The 16697-nt window shown below is 67.4% G+C and carries 15 protein-coding genes and 1 pseudogene; 3 read left to right on the forward strand and 13 right to left on the reverse strand.

Translation table 11 applies throughout. From position 1 onward, the window contains the following. Nucleotides 1–19: 19 nt before the first annotated feature. From QM693_RS27940 to QM693_RS27965, 6 genes are all read right to left on the reverse strand, one after another. Nucleotides 20–688 (reverse strand): hypothetical protein, encoded by a 669-nt coding sequence (locus tag QM693_RS27940; protein WP_283332783.1) that lies wholly within the window; start codon nucleotides 686–688, stop codon nucleotides 20–22. Between the two features lie 86 nt (nucleotides 689–774). After that, entirely contained in the window at nucleotides 775–1434 is a 660-nt protein-coding gene (locus QM693_RS27945) for a methyltransferase domain-containing protein (protein WP_283332784.1), read from the reverse strand. Beyond that, nucleotides 1431–1943, reverse strand: a complete 513-nt coding sequence (locus QM693_RS27950) for a hypothetical protein (RefSeq protein ID WP_283332785.1) — start codon at nucleotides 1941–1943, stop codon at nucleotides 1431–1433. The genes QM693_RS27945 and QM693_RS27950 overlap by 4 nt, the downstream gene beginning before the upstream one ends. Before the next feature lies 1 nt (nucleotide 1944). After that, on the reverse strand, nucleotides 1945–3195 hold the full coding sequence (locus QM693_RS27955) for a molybdopterin-dependent oxidoreductase (protein WP_283353929.1): 1251 nt from the start codon (nucleotides 3193–3195) through the stop codon (nucleotides 1945–1947). Nucleotides 3196–3311: 116 nt separating this feature from the next. Further along, complete coding sequence (locus QM693_RS27960; protein ID WP_283353930.1) at nucleotides 3312–4520, reverse strand: low temperature requirement protein A; 1209 nt, start codon at nucleotides 4518–4520, stop codon at nucleotides 3312–3314. A 39-nt stretch (nucleotides 4521–4559) separates the two neighbouring features. Continuing rightward, nucleotides 4560–6206 carry an MFS transporter gene (locus tag QM693_RS27965; RefSeq protein ID WP_283353931.1) on the reverse strand — a complete coding sequence of 549 codons (1647 nt, stop codon included), beginning with the start codon at nucleotides 6204–6206 and terminating at the stop codon, nucleotides 4560–4562. A gap of 264 nt (nucleotides 6207–6470) precedes the next feature. Here QM693_RS27965 and QM693_RS27970 point away from each other — a divergent pair, with 264 nt between their 5' ends. Further along, complete coding sequence (locus QM693_RS27970; RefSeq protein WP_283332789.1) at nucleotides 6471–6920, forward strand: DUF6325 family protein; 450 nt, start codon at nucleotides 6471–6473, stop codon at nucleotides 6918–6920. Between the two features lie 16 nt (nucleotides 6921–6936). Then, nucleotides 6937–7302, forward strand: coding sequence for an SHOCT domain-containing protein (locus tag QM693_RS27975; RefSeq protein ID WP_283353932.1), 366 nt, complete (start codon nucleotides 6937–6939; stop codon nucleotides 7300–7302). A gap of 18 nt (nucleotides 7303–7320) precedes the next feature. On the opposite strand, the gene QM693_RS27980 is transcribed toward QM693_RS27975, so the two are convergent. From QM693_RS27980 to QM693_RS27990, 3 genes are read right to left on the reverse strand one after another with little or no spacing between them, the layout of a single operon-like run. Beyond that, entirely contained in the window at nucleotides 7321–8151 is an 831-nt protein-coding gene (locus QM693_RS27980) for an SDR family NAD(P)-dependent oxidoreductase (RefSeq protein WP_283332791.1), read from the reverse strand. Next, nucleotides 8148–9077: an alpha/beta hydrolase gene (locus tag QM693_RS27985; protein WP_283353933.1), complete on the reverse strand. Its 930-nt coding sequence runs from the start codon at nucleotides 9075–9077 to the stop codon at nucleotides 8148–8150. Before QM693_RS27985 ends, QM693_RS27980 begins: the two co-directional genes overlap by 4 nt. After that, a complete protein-coding gene (locus QM693_RS27990) occupies nucleotides 9074–10534 on the reverse strand; it encodes a flavin-containing monooxygenase (protein WP_283353934.1) in 1461 nt (486 codons plus the stop codon). Before QM693_RS27990 ends, QM693_RS27985 begins: the two co-directional genes overlap by 4 nt. Before the next feature lie 192 nt (nucleotides 10535–10726). On the opposite strand from QM693_RS27990, the gene QM693_RS27995 reads away from it, so the two are divergent. After that, a complete protein-coding gene (locus QM693_RS27995) occupies nucleotides 10727–11683 on the forward strand; it encodes an AraC family transcriptional regulator (RefSeq protein ID WP_283332855.1) in 957 nt (318 codons plus the stop codon). 56 nt (nucleotides 11684–11739) lie between these two features. Here QM693_RS27995 and QM693_RS28000 read toward each other — a convergent pair whose 3' ends face one another. From QM693_RS28000 to QM693_RS28015, 4 genes and pseudogenes are all read right to left on the reverse strand, one after another. After that, nucleotides 11740–12627 (reverse strand): carbohydrate ABC transporter permease, encoded by an 888-nt coding sequence (locus QM693_RS28000; RefSeq protein WP_005562109.1) that lies wholly within the window; start codon nucleotides 12625–12627, stop codon nucleotides 11740–11742. A gap of 3 nt (nucleotides 12628–12630) precedes the next feature. Beyond that, nucleotides 12631–13668, reverse strand: a complete 1038-nt coding sequence (locus QM693_RS28005) for a carbohydrate ABC transporter permease (RefSeq protein WP_283353935.1) — start codon at nucleotides 13666–13668, stop codon at nucleotides 12631–12633. A gap of 12 nt (nucleotides 13669–13680) precedes the next feature. Then, nucleotides 13681–14946, reverse strand: coding sequence for an ABC transporter substrate-binding protein (locus tag QM693_RS28010; protein ID WP_283353936.1), 1266 nt, complete (start codon nucleotides 14944–14946; stop codon nucleotides 13681–13683). Next, nucleotides 14943–16629: pseudogene (locus QM693_RS28015) on the reverse strand (glycoside hydrolase family 13 protein). The gene QM693_RS28010 and the pseudogene QM693_RS28015 overlap by 4 nt, the downstream one beginning before the upstream one ends. Nucleotides 16630–16697 lie beyond the last annotated feature (68 nt).

Below are 16697 nucleotides of genomic sequence, written 5' to 3' on the forward strand. Positions count from 1 at the left end.
GCCGTTCGGGGGCAGACGGTCACTTGGTCGCGATCGTGATGGTGGCGATTCCGACCAGCAACCCCGGCTTCACGGCGTCGGTCTTGAACGTCTCGTTCAGCAGTCCGGCCGCGTCCTCCGAGATCTTGACCTCGGTACCCTGCAGGATCGCGGTGTCGTTCGGGCCTGTCTGCAGCGGCTTCAACGTGCGGCCGTTGAGATCGAACAACACCGCATCGGTGGCCGCGGACGCACCGTTGACGCTCACGTCGCCGGTGAGAAGCGACGTGCCCGGGTCGATCGCGAAATCGGTGAGTTCGACGACGGTGCCGGGCGCCGCCAGCGACAATCCGCTCCCGTCGTGCATGATCTCGCCCTGTACGTAGGGGTCAACCGTGCCCGGCTCCCAGTACTTCACGTTGCCGCCGGTGATCGGGAAGCTGACCGATCCGTCGGCGAGGGCCGCCGTACCCACCACTCCGGGTGTGAGGCCGAGCGTCGTCAGGGCACCGGTGAAGCCGGAATCCAGTGCGACGGCGGTACTCACCCCGGTCAGGTTGTCGACCTGGGCGACGGGTGCGGGTTGCGTGGATGCTGCTGTGCTCACATTCGACGACGCATTCGAGTCGTTGCTCGAACACGCCGCGAGCGGGGTCAGGGCCAGGGTGCCGATGGCCGCCGCTACGAGTGCTTTTCGATAGTTCGACATGATGATCAAACAGCCTTTCCGGAGGAAGGGGGTGGGTGAATGTTCACTAGGTATTCGGTGCGACCTCGCCGGCGGATGGGAGCTCTTTACGCCCATTCCATCCGCACGAAGTACCGATTCGCGTGCTGCAGAACATCGATCACGCTCAGTCCGGCGGCGCGGGCGACCCCGGACATCGCCGCGACACCCACACTCGCCCAGGCGAACCATTCTCCGGCCAGATGCTCCGTCTCCCAGCGCAGTAGTTCGTGACGAACTCCTGTCGTGGTCGGCGGATCCACCTCGGCGATGACAATTCCGTGCGGTTGCAACAGGTCTCGCGCGCGGCTCAGTATCCGCACCGGCTCTCCGCCGATGCCGATGTTGCCGTCGGCGAGCAGCACCCGGTCCCAATGTCCGGACCGCGGAAGCGGCGCGAAGAGGTCGCGGTGCAGCGCGAGGCCGCCGCGGCGGATCGTGAGTTGGACTGCTGTGAAGGACGAGTCGACCCCCAGCGCCGAGACACCGGCCGAGACGAGCGCCGCGGTGAGGCGGCCCGGTCCGCATCCGAGGTCCACGGTGGCGCCGTGACACCCGGTGAGCATCACGCGGTCCGCGATCCGATCGGAGAGGGTGGATGCGTCCCCGCCCATCCACCGGCCCACCGGCAGGGGGCGACGCGTCCCCCGTGCGTCGCGCACCCAGCACGGGAGACCCGCGGACGCGCGGCGCATCAGGAGGTCCGTGGAGACGTCGGTTCTCCTCATGGGGCGCTCACCGTGTCACCAGTCCTGCGGGACAACGCGAGTCGCATGGCGTAGGCGACGGCGGACACCGCGAAGAACGCGGCGGTGAGCAGCAGCCAGCGTTCGAGGAAGGGTTCCTGCGTCAGCCCCGTCGCAGCGAGATACGCGTCGGCGCCCTGCTCGATGATCCCCGGCAGGAACAGCAGCAGCGTCAGACCGGACGCGAGCGCCGGCACGCGAATGTAGTTGAGTGCCGAAACCGACCGCGGTCGTGGAGTTCTCCTGCCCCGCATCGCGTTCAGCCCGGACGTCAGGGACCGGTCCGCGAGCGCGTACAGCGGAAACAGCACGAGGTCGTGCGCGATCACCGCGCCGAGGAACCACACGGCGATCGACTTCCACCACACGTCCTGATTCCACAGATTCTGCGGACCGACCACCGCCACCGCATATCCGGCGAGGGCGAACGTGAACAGTACGGCCAGCAGATGCAGCGGGTTGGCGCCGTAGAAGCGGGCGAATCGGCGCATCTCACGCCTCCCGGAATTCGATGGCCTGCACCCATTTGGTGTTGTGGACGCCGGGCAGGGCGGGAACGATGATCCGGGCGGGGTAGCCGTGGTCGAGGGACAGGTCCGCGCCGTTGACCTCGAGGGCGAGCAGGGCGTCCGCGTCGAGCACCTGATCGGATGTGAGCACCGCCTGGTTGAACGCCCCGGATCGTTCCAGCGACGTCACCTTCGCCGACGCGAACGCGGTCACCCCGGCGGCGTCCGCGAGGTCACGCAGTCGCACACCTGTCCACGTCTCGGTGGTGGACCATCCCTCGACGCACGCGATCGGAAGGGTCGCGGTGTGCGACGGCATGGCGCGCAGCTGACGTCGGCTCAGCTGCACGGGTTCCGCGCCACCCGTCACCGAGAGCCGCCAGGTGTCGCCGGTCTGCTCCGGGGTGATCTGCGCGGCTGCGGCGGTGCGGTTGATCTGAAAGTCGTTGGGACCGTCGCCGTACGAGCGGCCGCGGGGGAGAAGCAGCGCGGCATTGCGCAGGAACCCGCCGGTGGTCTGCCCGACCGACAGGACGGCGACCAGTGCGGCGCCGCCACCGACCAGGGCGAGGGCGCCGCGGCGGCTGATCGTGGGCGAGGTGGGGTCTTCGGCCACGAGGCCGTTCTCGTCCGGCGGTTCGGGGCGCGTGTCCGCGCGGGAGGTGCGCAGCACTTCACGGAACGACCGGGAACGCAGCGACCTCACCATCAACGGCACCTTCAGGATCGTGTGCGTCACGAACCCGGCGATGAAGACCCACGCGCCCCAGTAGTGCGCCGTGTAGAAGTCGAAGCCGAAGATGTAGTCGTACTGGATGTTCAGCACCCCGGTGATGATCTCGAACAGCGCACCGCCGACCAGGGCGATCAGCGACAGACGTTCGAGCGCCTGCGCCGGCGACCGCACCGGCGGAAACACGAACAGTTTCGGGATCACCGACCACAGCTTGGCGAGCACGATCGGCACCAGGACCAGTCCGAGCCCGACATGCAGCCCCTGCGTGAGCCGGTACAACCACGACGGCCGGGTGGGCCACGCGAAGTACGGAAGGTGCAGCCACCCGACGTCGCCGGGACGGGCCTGCCCGAACTGCGGACCGTACGCGATGTACGAGAGCAACCCCGTGACGATGACGACCGGAAGTCCGATCAGCAGAACGAGGCCGAATACCGAGGTCAGCCACGGTCCGCGCAGTGGACTGCGTAATCGTGGGCCGCGAGAGTGGTCGGTCATGGTGTATCAATCCCTCCGGCTCGATCATCTCGAGCCTCAGAGGTAATTCGGTGCCGCCGCCGTGCAGGACTGCTTCCCCCGTGAGTACTTATTAACCGCGGGAGGTTAATAAGTACTCACGGGTGCGCGCCGTGCCGGATCTCGTCGCGGGGCTGGTCGTACCGGACCATTTCGTATCCGATCATCGCGAGCAGGACCGCGGTGAGCACGCCGAGGGTGGCGAGGGCCGGGATGTGCCAGACGATGGGGAGGAGCGCGATCAGGACGACCGCCGTCACGACGCGCGGCACGGTGACCGACCTCGTCGCGTAGGCCTTGAACGCGACCAGCGCGAGGAGGTATAGTGCCGCCCCACCGAACAGTGCGATCAGCGGCCAGCCGTACAGCGGGTCGGTGAGCCGGTGATGGTTGCCGTCGCCGACGTACGACAGGATCTTCTTCAGACCGAGCGACAGCATCACGATCCCGATCACCATCGGCAGGTGCAGGAAGCTGTAGCAGTTGCGGGCGATCTTGATCTGACGCGCACCGGTTGCCTCCTCGAAGGCGTGCTCGACGGCCAGTGACGTGACGTCGAAGTACGACCACCACAGCAGCCCCGACACTGCGAGTCCCAGCAGCGAGGCGACGATGATCGCCCAGGAGATCGGCAGGCTCGCGACGCCGATGCCGATCGACACGATCGACTCACCGAGCGCGACGATGATGATGAGGCCGTGTCGTTCGGCGAAGTGGCTGATCGACCGCAACCGCCAGTCGGTGCCGCCGATCAGTGTGCCGATGTAGTCGCCGGCGAGGGCGAGGATCCACATCACGGTCTGCGCCGTGCCGGTGAGCTGCGACGCGATGAGCAGGAACACGGTGCCGGTGACCATGCTCGGCGCGAACCGCAGCACCTGACCGCGCAGCTGGGGGTCGGTGCGGCTGATCACCCAGAACATCACCAGGTGCAGCAGGCGGACGACGAAGTAACCGAGGGCGAAGATGACGGGGCCGTCGAGTCCGCCGGTCAGATCGTCGAACGCCTCGGGGATCGTCAGAGCAGTGATGAACATGGCGCCCATCGCGCCGAACATCACCACCCGCACGATGCCCTCGTCGGCGCGTACGAGGTTGCAGAGCCAGGCGTACCCCACCCAGCTCCACCACAGGACGGCCATCACCAGTGCGCCGCGCAGCAGGTTCACCCCGGTGGGGTCCTCGGCCATCAGATCGGTGACACGGGTGAGAGCGAACACGAAGACGAGGTCGAAGAACAGTTCGAGCGGCGACACCGACGCTCGTTCTTCGACGAGGCGGGGACGCAAACGATGGGCAAAGGTCACGGGGAGAATGCTGCCACCGGAACGCGACGCGGCAAAGTCCTACGAACTGCGGCGGTCAGTGGGGTCGGGCGCAGCCTTTCGTTCGGGGGAGCCGACGGGGGTGCGGGGGATCCGCCCGGTGAAGAACAACGCCGCGATGGCGAGCAGTGCGGTGACGGCGTACGCCACCTGGAGTGCCTCGAGTCGCGCGTCGGAATTGATGTCGAGGATGTCCTGGGCGGTGGCGTCGGGGACCGACGCCTCCTCCAGGGCCGCCGCCAGTTGAGTGTCGGAGAGGAACGGGACACCGCTCGCCAGTTCGGTGGTCGCCCGCTCTTGGACCGACTGCGGAACGTCGGGATCGGCTTGGATCCCCGCGACGATCGAGGTGCTCAGGGTCGCGATGAGCACCGATCCGATGAGCGCCGTCCCCAGGGACGCGCCGAGGTTGGTGGCGGTGTTCTGCAGCCCGCCGACCTCGGCGCTCTGCGAGTCGGGGACGGCCGAGACCGTGACGGCGCCGAGTTGGGAGGCCAGAGCACCGAGTCCGAGCCCCATCAGCAGCATCGGAACGGCCACGACGCCGGCGTTGGCCCCGGGGTCCATCCCGGCCACGAGGAACAGGATGCCTACGATCATGGACGCCAGACCGAACCGGACCACCCTGCGCGGGTTGGCCTCGGGCCGGAGTTTGGGGATCCCGGCAGCGGCCAGCAGCAGTGCCACGGACAGCGGGATGAGCCGGATCCCGGTTTGGAGCGCGTCGAGTTCGAGCACGACGGACAGGAAAAGGGGGACGGTGAAGAACACGCCCGCTTGGACGGTGAACTGGGCGAAGAACATGCTGAGCCCGCCGGCGAGTTGACGGTTCCGCAGCAGTCGGGGGTCGATCAGCGGCTCGCCGCCGGTGTCGGCGAGATGGGCTTCCCACCGCAGGAACCCGTAGAGCACCAGGAGACCACCCAGCACCAGCCACACGACCGGCGACAGTCCCGCGATCGCGGTTCCGCCGGGCTTGGCCTGCACCCAGCCCCACTCGCTCGAGCGGAGGACGCCGAACACGATCATCCCGAGGCTCACCACCGACAGCGCCGATCCGACCAGGTCGAGGCGCACCTTCGCCGGTGGAACGTCGTTGATGCGTCGGAGCACCAGCAGGATGAGGAGGACGATCACCACCTCGCCGGCGAAGACATACCGCCACGACGCGAACGTGGTCACCGCACCGCCGATGAGGGGTCCGGCGGCAACTGCCATCGCACCCGCCGCGGCCACCAGACCGTAGGCGGCGGGACGCCTTTCGGCCGCGAAGTTCGCCGCGACGAGGGCGACGATCGCGGGCATGATCAGCGCGGCGCCGATCCCTTCCAGCAGGGACCATCCGATCAGCAGCACCGCCAGGTTGGGGGACAGCGCCGTGGTGAGCGAGCCCGCGCCGTAGACGATCAGGCCGAGTGCGAACGCCCTGCGCCGACCGATGATGGTGCCGATCTTGCCGCCGGTGATCATCAGCGTCGCCATGACGAGCGTGTACAACGTGATGGCCGTCTGGATGCCGGTGATCGTGGTCCCGAGATCCGACGCGACCGTCGCCATGGACACGTTCATCACGGAGCTGTCCAATGTCATCAGAAACTGGCTGGACGCCAGCACCGTGAGCACCAGACCGGACCCGGCGACCGCGACCGACTCTTTGCCTGAACTCACGACGGCCTTTCCTGGGACATCTCGAGGCTCGCTTCGGTGAACACTTCCGTGAGCTGCCGCTGGGGAAGGTCGGTCTCAGCGTCGCATGGAGGCACGCCCCGAAAATCATCCGAACAGGGTGAAAGCTCGTGAGACGGTCTCGAACCGGATTATGCTCGGAGAATGGCCGGAATTCTCGTGGGGGATCCCGGATTATTGTGACCGAGCCCTGATCCGGGGTGACATCCGCGGATCCCCTCGGCATGTACGAAGAGAGGTTTTCCGGTGAACGATATCGACCCGGAGGATAGCGGGCCCATCGATTATCTCGTGGTGGAGTTCCCTGCCGACCGAAGACCGGACGGATCAGCGCTGGCGATCCTCCGCGAACTCGTCGAGCAGGGCACCGTGCGAGTGCTCGACCTGGTCTTCCTTCGCAAGGAAACGGACGGCTCCGTCGTGGCGATCGACGTCGTCGACGTCGGACTCGTGGGCGATATAGATGTGTCGCTCTTCGCCGAGGCCTCGACCGGCCTGCTCGACCTGACGGACATCGCCGACGCCGGATCCGTACTCGAGCCAGGTGCTTCGGCTGCGGTACTGGTCTACGAGAACACTTGGGCCGCACCGCTCGCAACCGCCCTGCGTCGCAGCGGAGCGCAACTCGTGGCGTCGGGCCGCATCCCTGTACAGGGCATCCTGGCGTCACTCGACGCTCTCGAAGCCAGAAGCTGAAACCGAGGACAACACCATGCCTGGACTTCTCCGCGGGATCGCCCGCACCGCCGTCATCGCCGGAACCGCGACGTCCGTGTCGAATCGAGTGTCTCGACGTCAGGGCCAGCGGTGGGCGGCGAAAGAGCAACCACAGCAGCAACCGCAGCAGCAACCGCAGCAGCAACCGCAGCAGCAACCGCAGCAGCAACCGCAAGCCCCGCAGAACGAGGCCCCGGCCTACTCCCAGGCACCCCCGCCGCAGGCCGCCCCCACCCCCTCCTCGGGCGGAGGCAGCGTCGACCGGATCGCCGCGCTGAAGGATCTCGGAGAACTCAGAGCCCAAGGTGTGCTCACCGAAGCCGAATTCAGCGCCGAGAAGGCGAAGATCCTGGCGTCCTAGGACGACCCCGGCAGTCGCCTACTTCATCCACGGCATGAAGGTCGCGAAGCCGGTGGCGACCACCCGCTGATACGACGACCCGATGACGCGGGCCAGCACGTCGAGGGCCTTCGCCTCCCAGCCGATGATCACCCGGGCTTTCCCCTTGCGGACTCCGTCGAGGATCGACTTCGCGGCCATCTCCGGCGAGTGCAGGGCCAGCCGCTTGTCGAAAAAGTCCGCGAAGGTCTGTGCGTCCTCGTCCTCGGCGACAGTGGCGTTGCGGGCCACGGCGGTCTTGATGCCTCCGGGATGCACGCAGGTCACCTCGACGGGGTGCTTGGCGATCAGCATCTCCTGCCGCAGCGACTCGGTGAAGCCGCGCACGGCGAATTTCGCGGCGTTGTAGGCGCTCTGGCCCGGCACGGCGATCAGCCCGAACAGGCTCGAGATGTTGACGACGTGCCCGTCGCCGGACGCGATCAGATGTGGCAGAAAGGCTTTGGTCCCGTTGACGACGCCCCAGAAGTCGACGTCGATGATCCGCTCGATGTCCTTGAACTTGGACTTCTCGACGTTGCCGTTGTAGCCGATGCCGGCGTTGTTGTAGACCTGGTGGACCGTGCCGAACGTTGCGACGACGGAGTCTGCGTATTCCAGCATCTCTTCCCGTTCGGCGACGTCGATTCGGTCGGACCTGACCTCCGCGCCCAGCGCCTTGGCCTGGCGGACGGTGTCGGCGAGTCCGACGGTATCGACGTCGGAGAGGGCGAGCCTTGCGCCCCTCTTCGCGAGATCGAGGGCGAGGGCCCGGCCGATGCCGGATCCTGCTCCGGTGACGACGGCGACTTTTCCTTCGAACGTGCTCATGTGGATGCAACCTTTGCTGTGTCGGGGTGAATTTCCTGGATGTGACGGCGCAGTGCCGCGCCGAGGTCGGTGACCGCCTCGCGTGCCTCGGCGAGGAGGCTGACCTGGAGGTGGAAGTCGTGCCACAGGTCGTCGAACCGGCGATGGTGGAGGACGCCCGCCGCAGCGGCGACGGCTGCTTCGATCTTCTCCGCGTCGACGGAGATCGGATCGTCGCCGGCCGTGTGCATGACGATCGGCGGCAGACCTGTCATGTCGCCGTACACCGGGGAGATGCCGGGCGATCTCGGATCGTGCTGTCCGGCATAGCGCGGGGCCCATTCGGCCGTCATGGACGGCAGGATCAGGGGATCGCGCAGCACCGGTCGCGACCGGTCGACGTCGATCGCGAGGTCGGCCCACGGGCAGATCAGGCCGAGTGCGGCCGGGGCGGGGAGGCCGCGGTCACGCAGTGCCGTCGCGAGCGCCAGCGTCAGTCCGCCGCCGGCGGAATCCCCCGCGACGACGGTGGTGTCCGCGTCGAGGCCGTCGTCGAGTAGCCGGGAGTAGACCGCGACCATTTCCTCGAGGGCAATCGGGTAGCGGGATTCCGGCGAGCGTGAGTAGTCGGGGATCACCGCCGTCGTCCCGGCGGCTGCGGCGAGGTGCGCGACCAGGCCGCGGTACCCCTTCGCGCTTCCGAGGGCGTATCCGCCACCGTGGAGGTAGATCAGCGTCCCCCCGGTGGTGTGCGCCGGCCGCACCCGCACGACGGGGACGCCGGCGACCGTGTCGCGCTCGAACCGGGTGCCACGAGGCGGGCGGGCGGCGGCCGTCACCATTTCGACCATGAGGCGCTTCGCCCCGACGGGCACGCGGTGGGACGCGAACAGGGGGCGTGCGCTGCGCAGGCAGGCCCGGATGGCACCTCGGCTGACGTTCCTCATGCCGGCGCGCCGAACTGCAGAATTCCGTCGTGAACAGGGTCGTCGAGGAGCATCGTGGAGTCCTTCTCGTAGTGCATGAGAACCTTCCACGGCTCCGCGGACCCCTGGCGGGGCATGACGTCCTTACCGCGCTGCACGTACCCGGACTGCAACTGATCGAGCATGCCGATGTCCATCGCGGAGTTCTCGACGTCGCGGGGCGTCGCGACGGTGTGACCGACCTCGTCCATGTACCGGAGGAGCCGGCACAGGTAGGCGCCCGCGATATCGGACTTCAGGGTCCACGGCGCGTTGGTGTAGCCGAAAACCCATGCCAGGTTGGGGATTCCCTCGACGAGCACGCCCTTGTAGGTCATCTGATCGTGCAGCGGACGGGGCTGCCCGTCCACGGAGAGTTCCATTCCGCCGAGCATCTGGATCTTCAGGCCGGTGGCGGTGACGACGACGTCCGCCTCCAATTCCAGGCCCGACTTCAGCAGGATGCCCTTCTCGGTGAACGTGTCGATGTGATCGGTGACGATCGACGCGTCTCCCGACGACAACGCGGTGAAGAGGTCCGCGTCCGGCACCGCGCAGAGGCGCTCGTCCCACGGCATGTAGTTCGGCGTGAAGTGGCTCATGTCGAATCCGGGGCCGAGGCGTCGTCGCACCTGCCAGAGCAGGAATCGGCGCATTTGCCGCGGCCACCGTCGGCACGCCAGGTACAGCCCGCGCTGGAGGGCGATGTTGCGCTTGCGGCCGAACGAATACACCCACTCGGCGGGCAGGAATCGGCCCAGCACCTCGGAGATCTTGTCGAGGGCGGGGATCGAGAAGACGTACGACGGCGAGCGTTGCAGCATGGTCACGTGCTCTGCATCGCCGGCCATCGACGGGACCAGCGTGACGGCGGTGGCGCCGCTGCCGATCACGACGACCTTCTTACCGGTGTAGTCGAGGTCCTCCGGCCACTGCTGTGGGTGGACGCACCGGCCCCGGAATCGGTCCGTGCCCGGGAAGTCCGGCAGGTGGCCGGCGTCGTAGTCGTAGTAGCCGGTGCAGCTGACCAGGTACCCGCAGGTGTAGGTGCGGATGTCGCCGGTCGCCTCGTGCAGGGCGGTCACCGTCCAGCGTTCCTCGGCTGTCGACCAGTCCGCCCCGACGATCTTCAGGCCGTAGCGGATCTTGTCCTCGATGCCGAACTCCCGCGCGGTGTCCGCGATGTACCGGCGGATCGACGCACCGTCCGCGAGCACCTTCGAGTCACGCCACGGCCGGAACTTGTAGCCGAACGTGAACATGTCGGAGTCGGAACGAATACCGGGGTAGCGGAACAGGTCCCACGTACCGCCCAGCCGCTCGCGGCGCTCCAGCACCGCGATGCTCTTGTGGGGGAACTCGGCCGTCACCTGGCAGGCCGTTCCGATGCCGGACAGTCCGGCACCGATGATCAGAACGTCGAAATGTGTCGTGCTCATGGCTTCCTCGCGCTTCTGCCTGCTGGATTCGCAGGATGGGGTACAAACAGAATGACTGTGTGCCACGTCACAGGTCTTGACACTTTCGGACATGCTTTTAGCATTTCCCGACATCGTTTCCGGCGAGAGGAGAGAGTTGACCCCGTGGGAAGTCTGATCCGGGCCACGAACCTCTGGGGGTACGGCGACCTGATGCGGGAGCTGGGCGCCGACCCGGAGTCGTCCCTCGCGCGCTTCCACATTCCACCGGGAGTCGAGCACGAGGAGGACGCGTTCGTGTCGTTCGAGGCGGTCGTGCACGTGCTGGAGGCCGGCGCCGCCGACCTGGGCTGCCCGGACTTCGGGCTCCGGCTCTCGCACTGGCAGGGCCTGGACATCCTCGGGCCCGTCGCCGTGATCGCGCGGAACGCCCAGACCGTGCACGGCGCATTCGAGGCGATCGCTCGCTACTTCTACGTGCACTCGCCCGCCCTGAAGCTGACCGTTGAGCCGCGCACCGCAGGCGACGTCCGGTTCGTCTACGAGATGACGGAACCGTCGCTGCCCTATCTGCCTCAGGGATACGAGCTGGCGATGGCCAACGGCGTCCGCATCCTTCGGCTACTCGGCGGCCCGGATGCGCGTCCCTCGCTGATCTCGTTCGTGCACGACCAACTCGGGTCGGACGCCGCCTACCGCGGCGCGCTGGACTGCCCCGTCCTGTTCGGTCAGACGTGGTGCGGGTTCGAACTGCCCCGAGTCCTGGCGGACCGGCGGATCGACAGCGCAGATCCGGAGACCCGGCGCATCGCCACGAAATACCTGGAAACGCATTACCTGCCGAGCACCGCGGCGCTGTCCGAACGCGTGGCCGAGTTGGCCCGGCGTCTGCTGCCCACCGGCCACTGCAGCGCTGAGGCCATCTCCGACCAACTGTCGATGCATCCGCGCACGCTGCAACGGCGGCTGGCCGAGGAGGGTGTGCGATGCCAGGACCTCATCGAACGGGAACGTCGCGCCCAGGCGGCGAGATACCTCGCCGAACCGGGATTTCATCTCGGCCAGATCGCGGGACTGCTCGGCTATACCGAACAGAGCACCCTCAACCGTTCCTGCAGGCGGTGGTTCGGGAAGACGCCGAGGCAGTACCGGGCCGACCTGCACCCGTGAGTACTTATTAACCGCGGGCGGTTAATAAGTACTCACGGGCGGCGGAGCCGCACGGGCTACTTGACGCCGCCGGCGGTGAGGCCGGACACGATGCGCCGCTGCAACAGCAGCACGATGATGACGAGCGGGATGGTCACGACCGTTCCCGCTGCCATCACGGACGTGAACGGCTCCTCGTGCGGCTTGCTGCCCGCGAATTGTGCGATGGCGACGGTGGCCGGCTGGGTCACGTCGTTGGACAGCTGACTGGAGATCAGGTATTCGTTCCACGACGCGATGAACGCGAGGATCGCGGTGGTGAACAGTCCCGGCGCGGCCAAGGGCAGCAACACCATTCGGAAGGCCTGCCGCCTGCTGGCCCCGTCGATTCGGGCGGCCTCCTCGAGTTCCCACGGCAGTTCCTTGAAGAACGCGGTGAGGGTGTAGATGGTGAGGGGCAGCACGAACGAGATGTTCGGGATGATCAGCGCCTGGTAGGTGCCGAACCAGCCCATCGACGTGAACAGTTGGAACAGCGGTGTCAGGACGGCGACACCCGGGAACATCGACGCCGCCAGGATGATTCCGAGGACGACGTGCTTTCCCCGGAACTGCAGTCGCGCCAGCGCGTACGCGGTGCCGACTCCGACGACCAGACCGATCGCGGTGGTGACGGCGCCGATGATCGTGCTGTTGACGAGTGCCCTGGCGAAGTGGTTGCCCGCCTCCGTCGAGAACACGCTCGCGAAATTCTCCAGCGTGACGTGGGTGGGCCACGGGGTGGTGTCGAACGTGTAGTCGGAGTGGCGGAAGGCGGTGACCACCATCCAGTAGACCGGGGCCAGACCCCAGACGACGATCACCGCCAGGCCCAGGTAGGTGCGGATGGAGGCGAGCGACGGTGCCCGGCGCCGGCGTGCCACCGCGGCACGGGGGATCCCCGGTGTGACGACTGCTGTGGACATGGATCAGGCCTTTCGCTGCTGCTCTTGGGTGTCGATCACGTTGACGCCCATCACCTTCACCAGTACGTAGGCGACGGCGAAGATGAACAGGAACGTGATCGTGGAGAGGGCGGACGCGCTGTTGAATCCCTGGCGCATCTGGTCGATCACCAGGATCGACAGCGTGGTGGTGGCGGTGCCGTCGCCGCCACCGCCGCCGGTGAGGATCGCCGGGAGGTCGTAGATCCGCAGGACGTCGAGAACCCGGAAGAGGACCGCCACCAGGATGGCCGGCTTGATGAGGGGCAATGTGATCGACCGGAATCGTTGCCACGCATTGGCGCCGTCCATCCGCGCCGCCTCGTACACCTCGGCGGGCACCATCTGCAGTCCGGCGAGGATCAGCAACGCCACGAACGGTGTGGTCTTCCAGGCGTCGGCGATCACGACGGCGAACCGGGCGGGCCACGTGTCACCGGTCCACAGGATTTCCGTGCCGAGCAGTTTGTTGGCGATGCCGTCGTAGGCGAAGACGAAGTACCACAGCTTCGCGGTGACGGCGGTCGGGATGGCCCACGCCACGAGGATGCTGGTGCGCAGCAGTGCCCGACCGCGGAACGCCCGGTTCATGATGGTGGCGAACCACAGTCCCAGCGCGACCTCGATGGCGACGGTGACGACGGTGAAGAACACGGTGACCCACATCGACTGCCAGAACAGCGACCCCAGCGTGCCGCCGGGGCAGGACACCGACGCTCCGGTGGTGTCGGTGCACCGCTGGAACAGCCAGTGCGTGTAATTCGACAGACCCGCGAAACCCTGGTCGACGAACTTGCCGGTGGCGGGGTCGATCGTCGGGTCCTTGAACAGCGACATCACCATGGCACTGACCACCGGGTACAGAACGACGATGCCCAGCAGGATCATGGTCGGCAGGATCAGGAACATCGCCGCCTTGCTGCGGCCCTTCCGCGGTCGCGCGCCCTGCGGTTCGCCGGATCTCGCGCCGTCCCGATGTGGGGGAGCGGGCGTCTTCTCGAGTGAGAGTTCGTGAACGGTCATCGGCTGTCTCCTCTAGGACCCGGCCGCGGCGATCGCGGACTGGATGTCGGCGGCGGCCTGGTCCACCGTCTTCTCGCCTTTGATCGCGGCGTATGCGTTGTTCTGCACGGCCCGGGTGACCGCGGGATAGAACGGGGTGACCGGCCGGGTCACGGCGTTCTCGATCGACGTCTTCAACGTGGGGAGGTACGGGTACTGCTCGATCAGTTCCGGGTCGTCGTAGACGTCGGCGCGGACGGGGGCGAGCGATCCCTGCGACAGGAAGAATGCCTGTGACTTCTTCTCCAGGAAGAACTTCAGGAAGTCCGATGCGGTCGCCTTGTGCTCGGAGTACACGTTGATCGCGGCGCTGTGCCCGCCGAGTGTCGAGTGACCGGGTCCGCTCTTCCCCGGCAGCGGCGCCACCGCGAACTTGCCCGACACTGCGGAACTGCCCTGACCGTCCATCAGGCTGTACGCGTACGGCCAGTTGCGCATGAACAGCAGGTCGCCGCTCTGGAACGCCTGCCGTGCCTGCTCCTCCTGGAACGTGACGGACTCGCGGGGGATGGCACCCGAACGGTAGGCGTCGACGAGCGATTGGAGGCCCGCCTTGGCTTCCGGGGTGTTCATCGTCGGGGTCACGCCGTCCGGTCCGAGGATCGACCCGCCCGCGGTGTTGATGGCCTCGGACGCGTTGACGGTCAGCCCCTCGTACTTGGCGTACTGCCCGGCGTAGCAGCCGATTCCGGCGTGCTGTGCCCTCCCGCATGCGCCGAGGAGTTCGTCCCAGGTGGCGGGCGGATGATCCACCAGGTCGGTGCGGTAGTAGAGCAGGGCGCCGTCACTGGTCTGCGGGGCCGCGTACAGGACGTCCCCGTACGTGGCCCCCGCGACCGTCGCGGGGAGCAGCCCGGACGTGTCGATCGCCATCGGGCCCTCGAGCGGTTGCAGCCATCCGCGGGCCGCGAATTCGGCGGTCCACACGACGTCGACGACGGCGACGTCGTACCCGGAGTCGCGGGACTGGAAGTGCTGCACCAGGTCCTCGTGCTGCTGGTCTGCCTGGTCGGACTGTTCCTTGAACGTCACCTTCTCCCCGGGATGGGTGGCGTTCCACTCGTCGATCAGCGGCCGGATGACGTTCGAGTTGTCCTTGCCCTGCACGTAGGTGATGGGTCCGCGGCCGTCGAGGTTCTCCTTCTCCGCCTGCGCGGCGGCGTCGAGGCCCTGATCGGCGCAGGACGTCGCCGCGAACAGGACGCCGACGGCCACCGCGCAGGCGGCGACGCGCTTCATCGTGATTCACCCGCGCCCGGTTCCGACAGCCACACCGCGGCGTCGGACGGGAGAACTCCGCCGGTGATGTCGGCGACCGAACCGAGTACGACGGTCAGTCCTTCGGGCAGTGTGATCGGTTCGGCGCCGGTGTTCACCCAGCACTGCACTGTGCCGCGGGTGAACGCGAGCACGTCGCGGGGAGTGTCGAGCCACTCGACGGCATGCGGGGTGTCGAAGAATTCTCGTCGCAGTTCGAGCGCCTCGCGGTACAGCGTGAGGAACGACTCGGGGTGGCCGGCCTGCGCTTCCGCGGTGTGCGGGGCCCAGTGCCCCGGCTGCGGAAGCCACGTGTCCTCCTCCGCGTCGAACGGGGAGAAGCCGTACGGCACTGCGTCGTTCGACCACGGGATCGGAACCCGGCAGCCGTCCCGGCCGCGGTCGGTGAAACCGGTCTGGAACCACGTCGGATCCTGCCGGACCTCGTCGGGAAGGTCCTCGACCTCTTCCAGTCCGAGTTCCTCGCCCTGGTAGATGTATGCGGTGCCCGGCAACGCCAGCTGCAGCAGCGCGGCCGCGCGGGCACGACGCCGACCCAGTTCGTGGTTCGGTTCCTCGAGCGCCCAGCGGGCCCGCTCCCAGTCGGTTTCGACCAGGTGGTCGGGCTGTGAGCGCGAGTAGCGGGTGACGGTGCGGGGAACGTCGTGGTTGGAGAGCACCCACGTGGCGGGTGCGCCGACGGTGGCCGCCTGCTCGAGCGCGTCGTCGATCACGGCGCGGATGCTCACAGAACGCCAAGGGGCGCGCAGGAAGTCGAACTGGAACGCGGTGTGCAGCTCGTCGGGGCGCAGGTACCGGGCCAGGCGGTCGTTGCCGGGCACCCAGGCCTCGGCGACGAAGACGCGGTCGGCGTAGGTGTTGGCGACGGCCCGCCAGCCCCCGGTACACCTCGTGGACGGCATCCTGATCCCACGCGGGGTGGGGGTCGGTGTGCTGCGAACCGGGAAGGCGCTCACCGGCATCGGGGAGTGCGGGATCCTTGGCCAGGCCGTGGGCGACGTCGATCCGGAAACCGTCGACGCCCTTGTCGAACCAGAAGCGCAGGATGTCCTCGAACTCCGCCCGGACCTCGGGGTGCTCCCAGTTGAGGTCGGGCTGGGCGGGAGCGAAGAGGTGCAGGTACCACTCGCCGGTGTCCAGGCGGCTCCATGCGGGACCGCCGAACGCGCTCTGCCAGTCGTTGGGCGGCTCGTCGCCTGCCGGACCGCGGCCCGGGCGAAATATGTACCGGTCGCGTGCCCCGGGCTCGTCGCGGAGGGCGGCCTCGAACCAGCGGTGCTCGCTGGAGGTGTGGTTGGGCACGATGTCGAGGATCACGCGGATCCCCAGCTCGTGGGCCTCGGCGATGAACGCCTCCCCCTCCGCGAGCGTGCCGTACGACGGCTCGATGTCACGGAAGTCGGCCACGTCGTAGCCGGCGTCCGCCATCGGCGACGGGTACCAGGGATTGATCCACACGGCGTCGACGCCGAGGTCGGCGAGGTAGGGCAGCTTGGAACGCAAGCCGGTGAGATCGCCGATGCCGTCGCCGTTCCCGTCGGCGAAGCTGCGGATGTAGACCTGGTAGACGACGGCCGTCTTCCACCAGGCTTCTGGGTGCCGGCTCGCGACGGTGGTTGCGGTCGACTCCACGGACTGGGTCATCGAATCTCCTCGGTGGGGGGATGGGATGGGGGAATGTGATGCGTAAACGTTTGCGTAAAGAGCGTGAG

This window comes from Rhodococcus sp. IEGM 1305 (assembly GCF_030058635.1).
GTDB lineage: Bacteria > Actinomycetota > Actinomycetes > Mycobacteriales > Mycobacteriaceae > Rhodococcus_F > Rhodococcus_F opacus_D.

Coding starts and splice junctions, on each gene's coding strand:
- QM693_RS27940 (WP_283332783.1), bottom strand. CDS start 688: ATGTCGAACTATCGAAAAGCACTCGTAGCGGCGGCCATCGGCACCCTG.
- QM693_RS27945 (WP_283332784.1), bottom strand. CDS start 1,434: ATGAGGAGAACCGACGTCTCCACGGACCTCCTGATGCGCCGCGCGTCC.
- QM693_RS27950 (WP_283332785.1), bottom strand. CDS start 1,943: ATGCGCCGATTCGCCCGCTTCTACGGCGCCAACCCGCTGCATCTGCTG.
- QM693_RS27955 (WP_283353929.1), bottom strand. CDS start 3,195: ATGACCGACCACTCTCGCGGCCCACGATTACGCAGTCCACTGCGCGGA.
- QM693_RS27975 (WP_283353932.1), top strand. CDS start 6,937: ATGCCTGGACTTCTCCGCGGGATCGCCCGCACCGCCGTCATCGCCGGA.
- QM693_RS27980 (WP_283332791.1), bottom strand. CDS start 8,151: ATGAGCACGTTCGAAGGAAAAGTCGCCGTCGTCACCGGAGCAGGATCC.
- QM693_RS27985 (WP_283353933.1), bottom strand. CDS start 9,077: ATGAGGAACGTCAGCCGAGGTGCCATCCGGGCCTGCCTGCGCAGCGCA.
- QM693_RS27990 (WP_283353934.1), bottom strand. CDS start 10,534: ATGAGCACGACACATTTCGACGTTCTGATCATCGGTGCCGGACTGTCC.
- QM693_RS27995 (WP_283332855.1), top strand. CDS start 10,727: ATGCGGGAGCTGGGCGCCGACCCGGAGTCGTCCCTCGCGCGCTTCCAC.
- QM693_RS28000 (WP_005562109.1), bottom strand. CDS start 12,627: ATGTCCACAGCAGTCGTCACACCGGGGATCCCCCGTGCCGCGGTGGCA.
- QM693_RS28005 (WP_283353935.1), bottom strand. CDS start 13,668: ATGACCGTTCACGAACTCTCACTCGAGAAGACGCCCGCTCCCCCACAT.
- QM693_RS28010 (WP_283353936.1), bottom strand. CDS start 14,946: ATGAAGCGCGTCGCCGCCTGCGCGGTGGCCGTCGGCGTCCTGTTCGCG.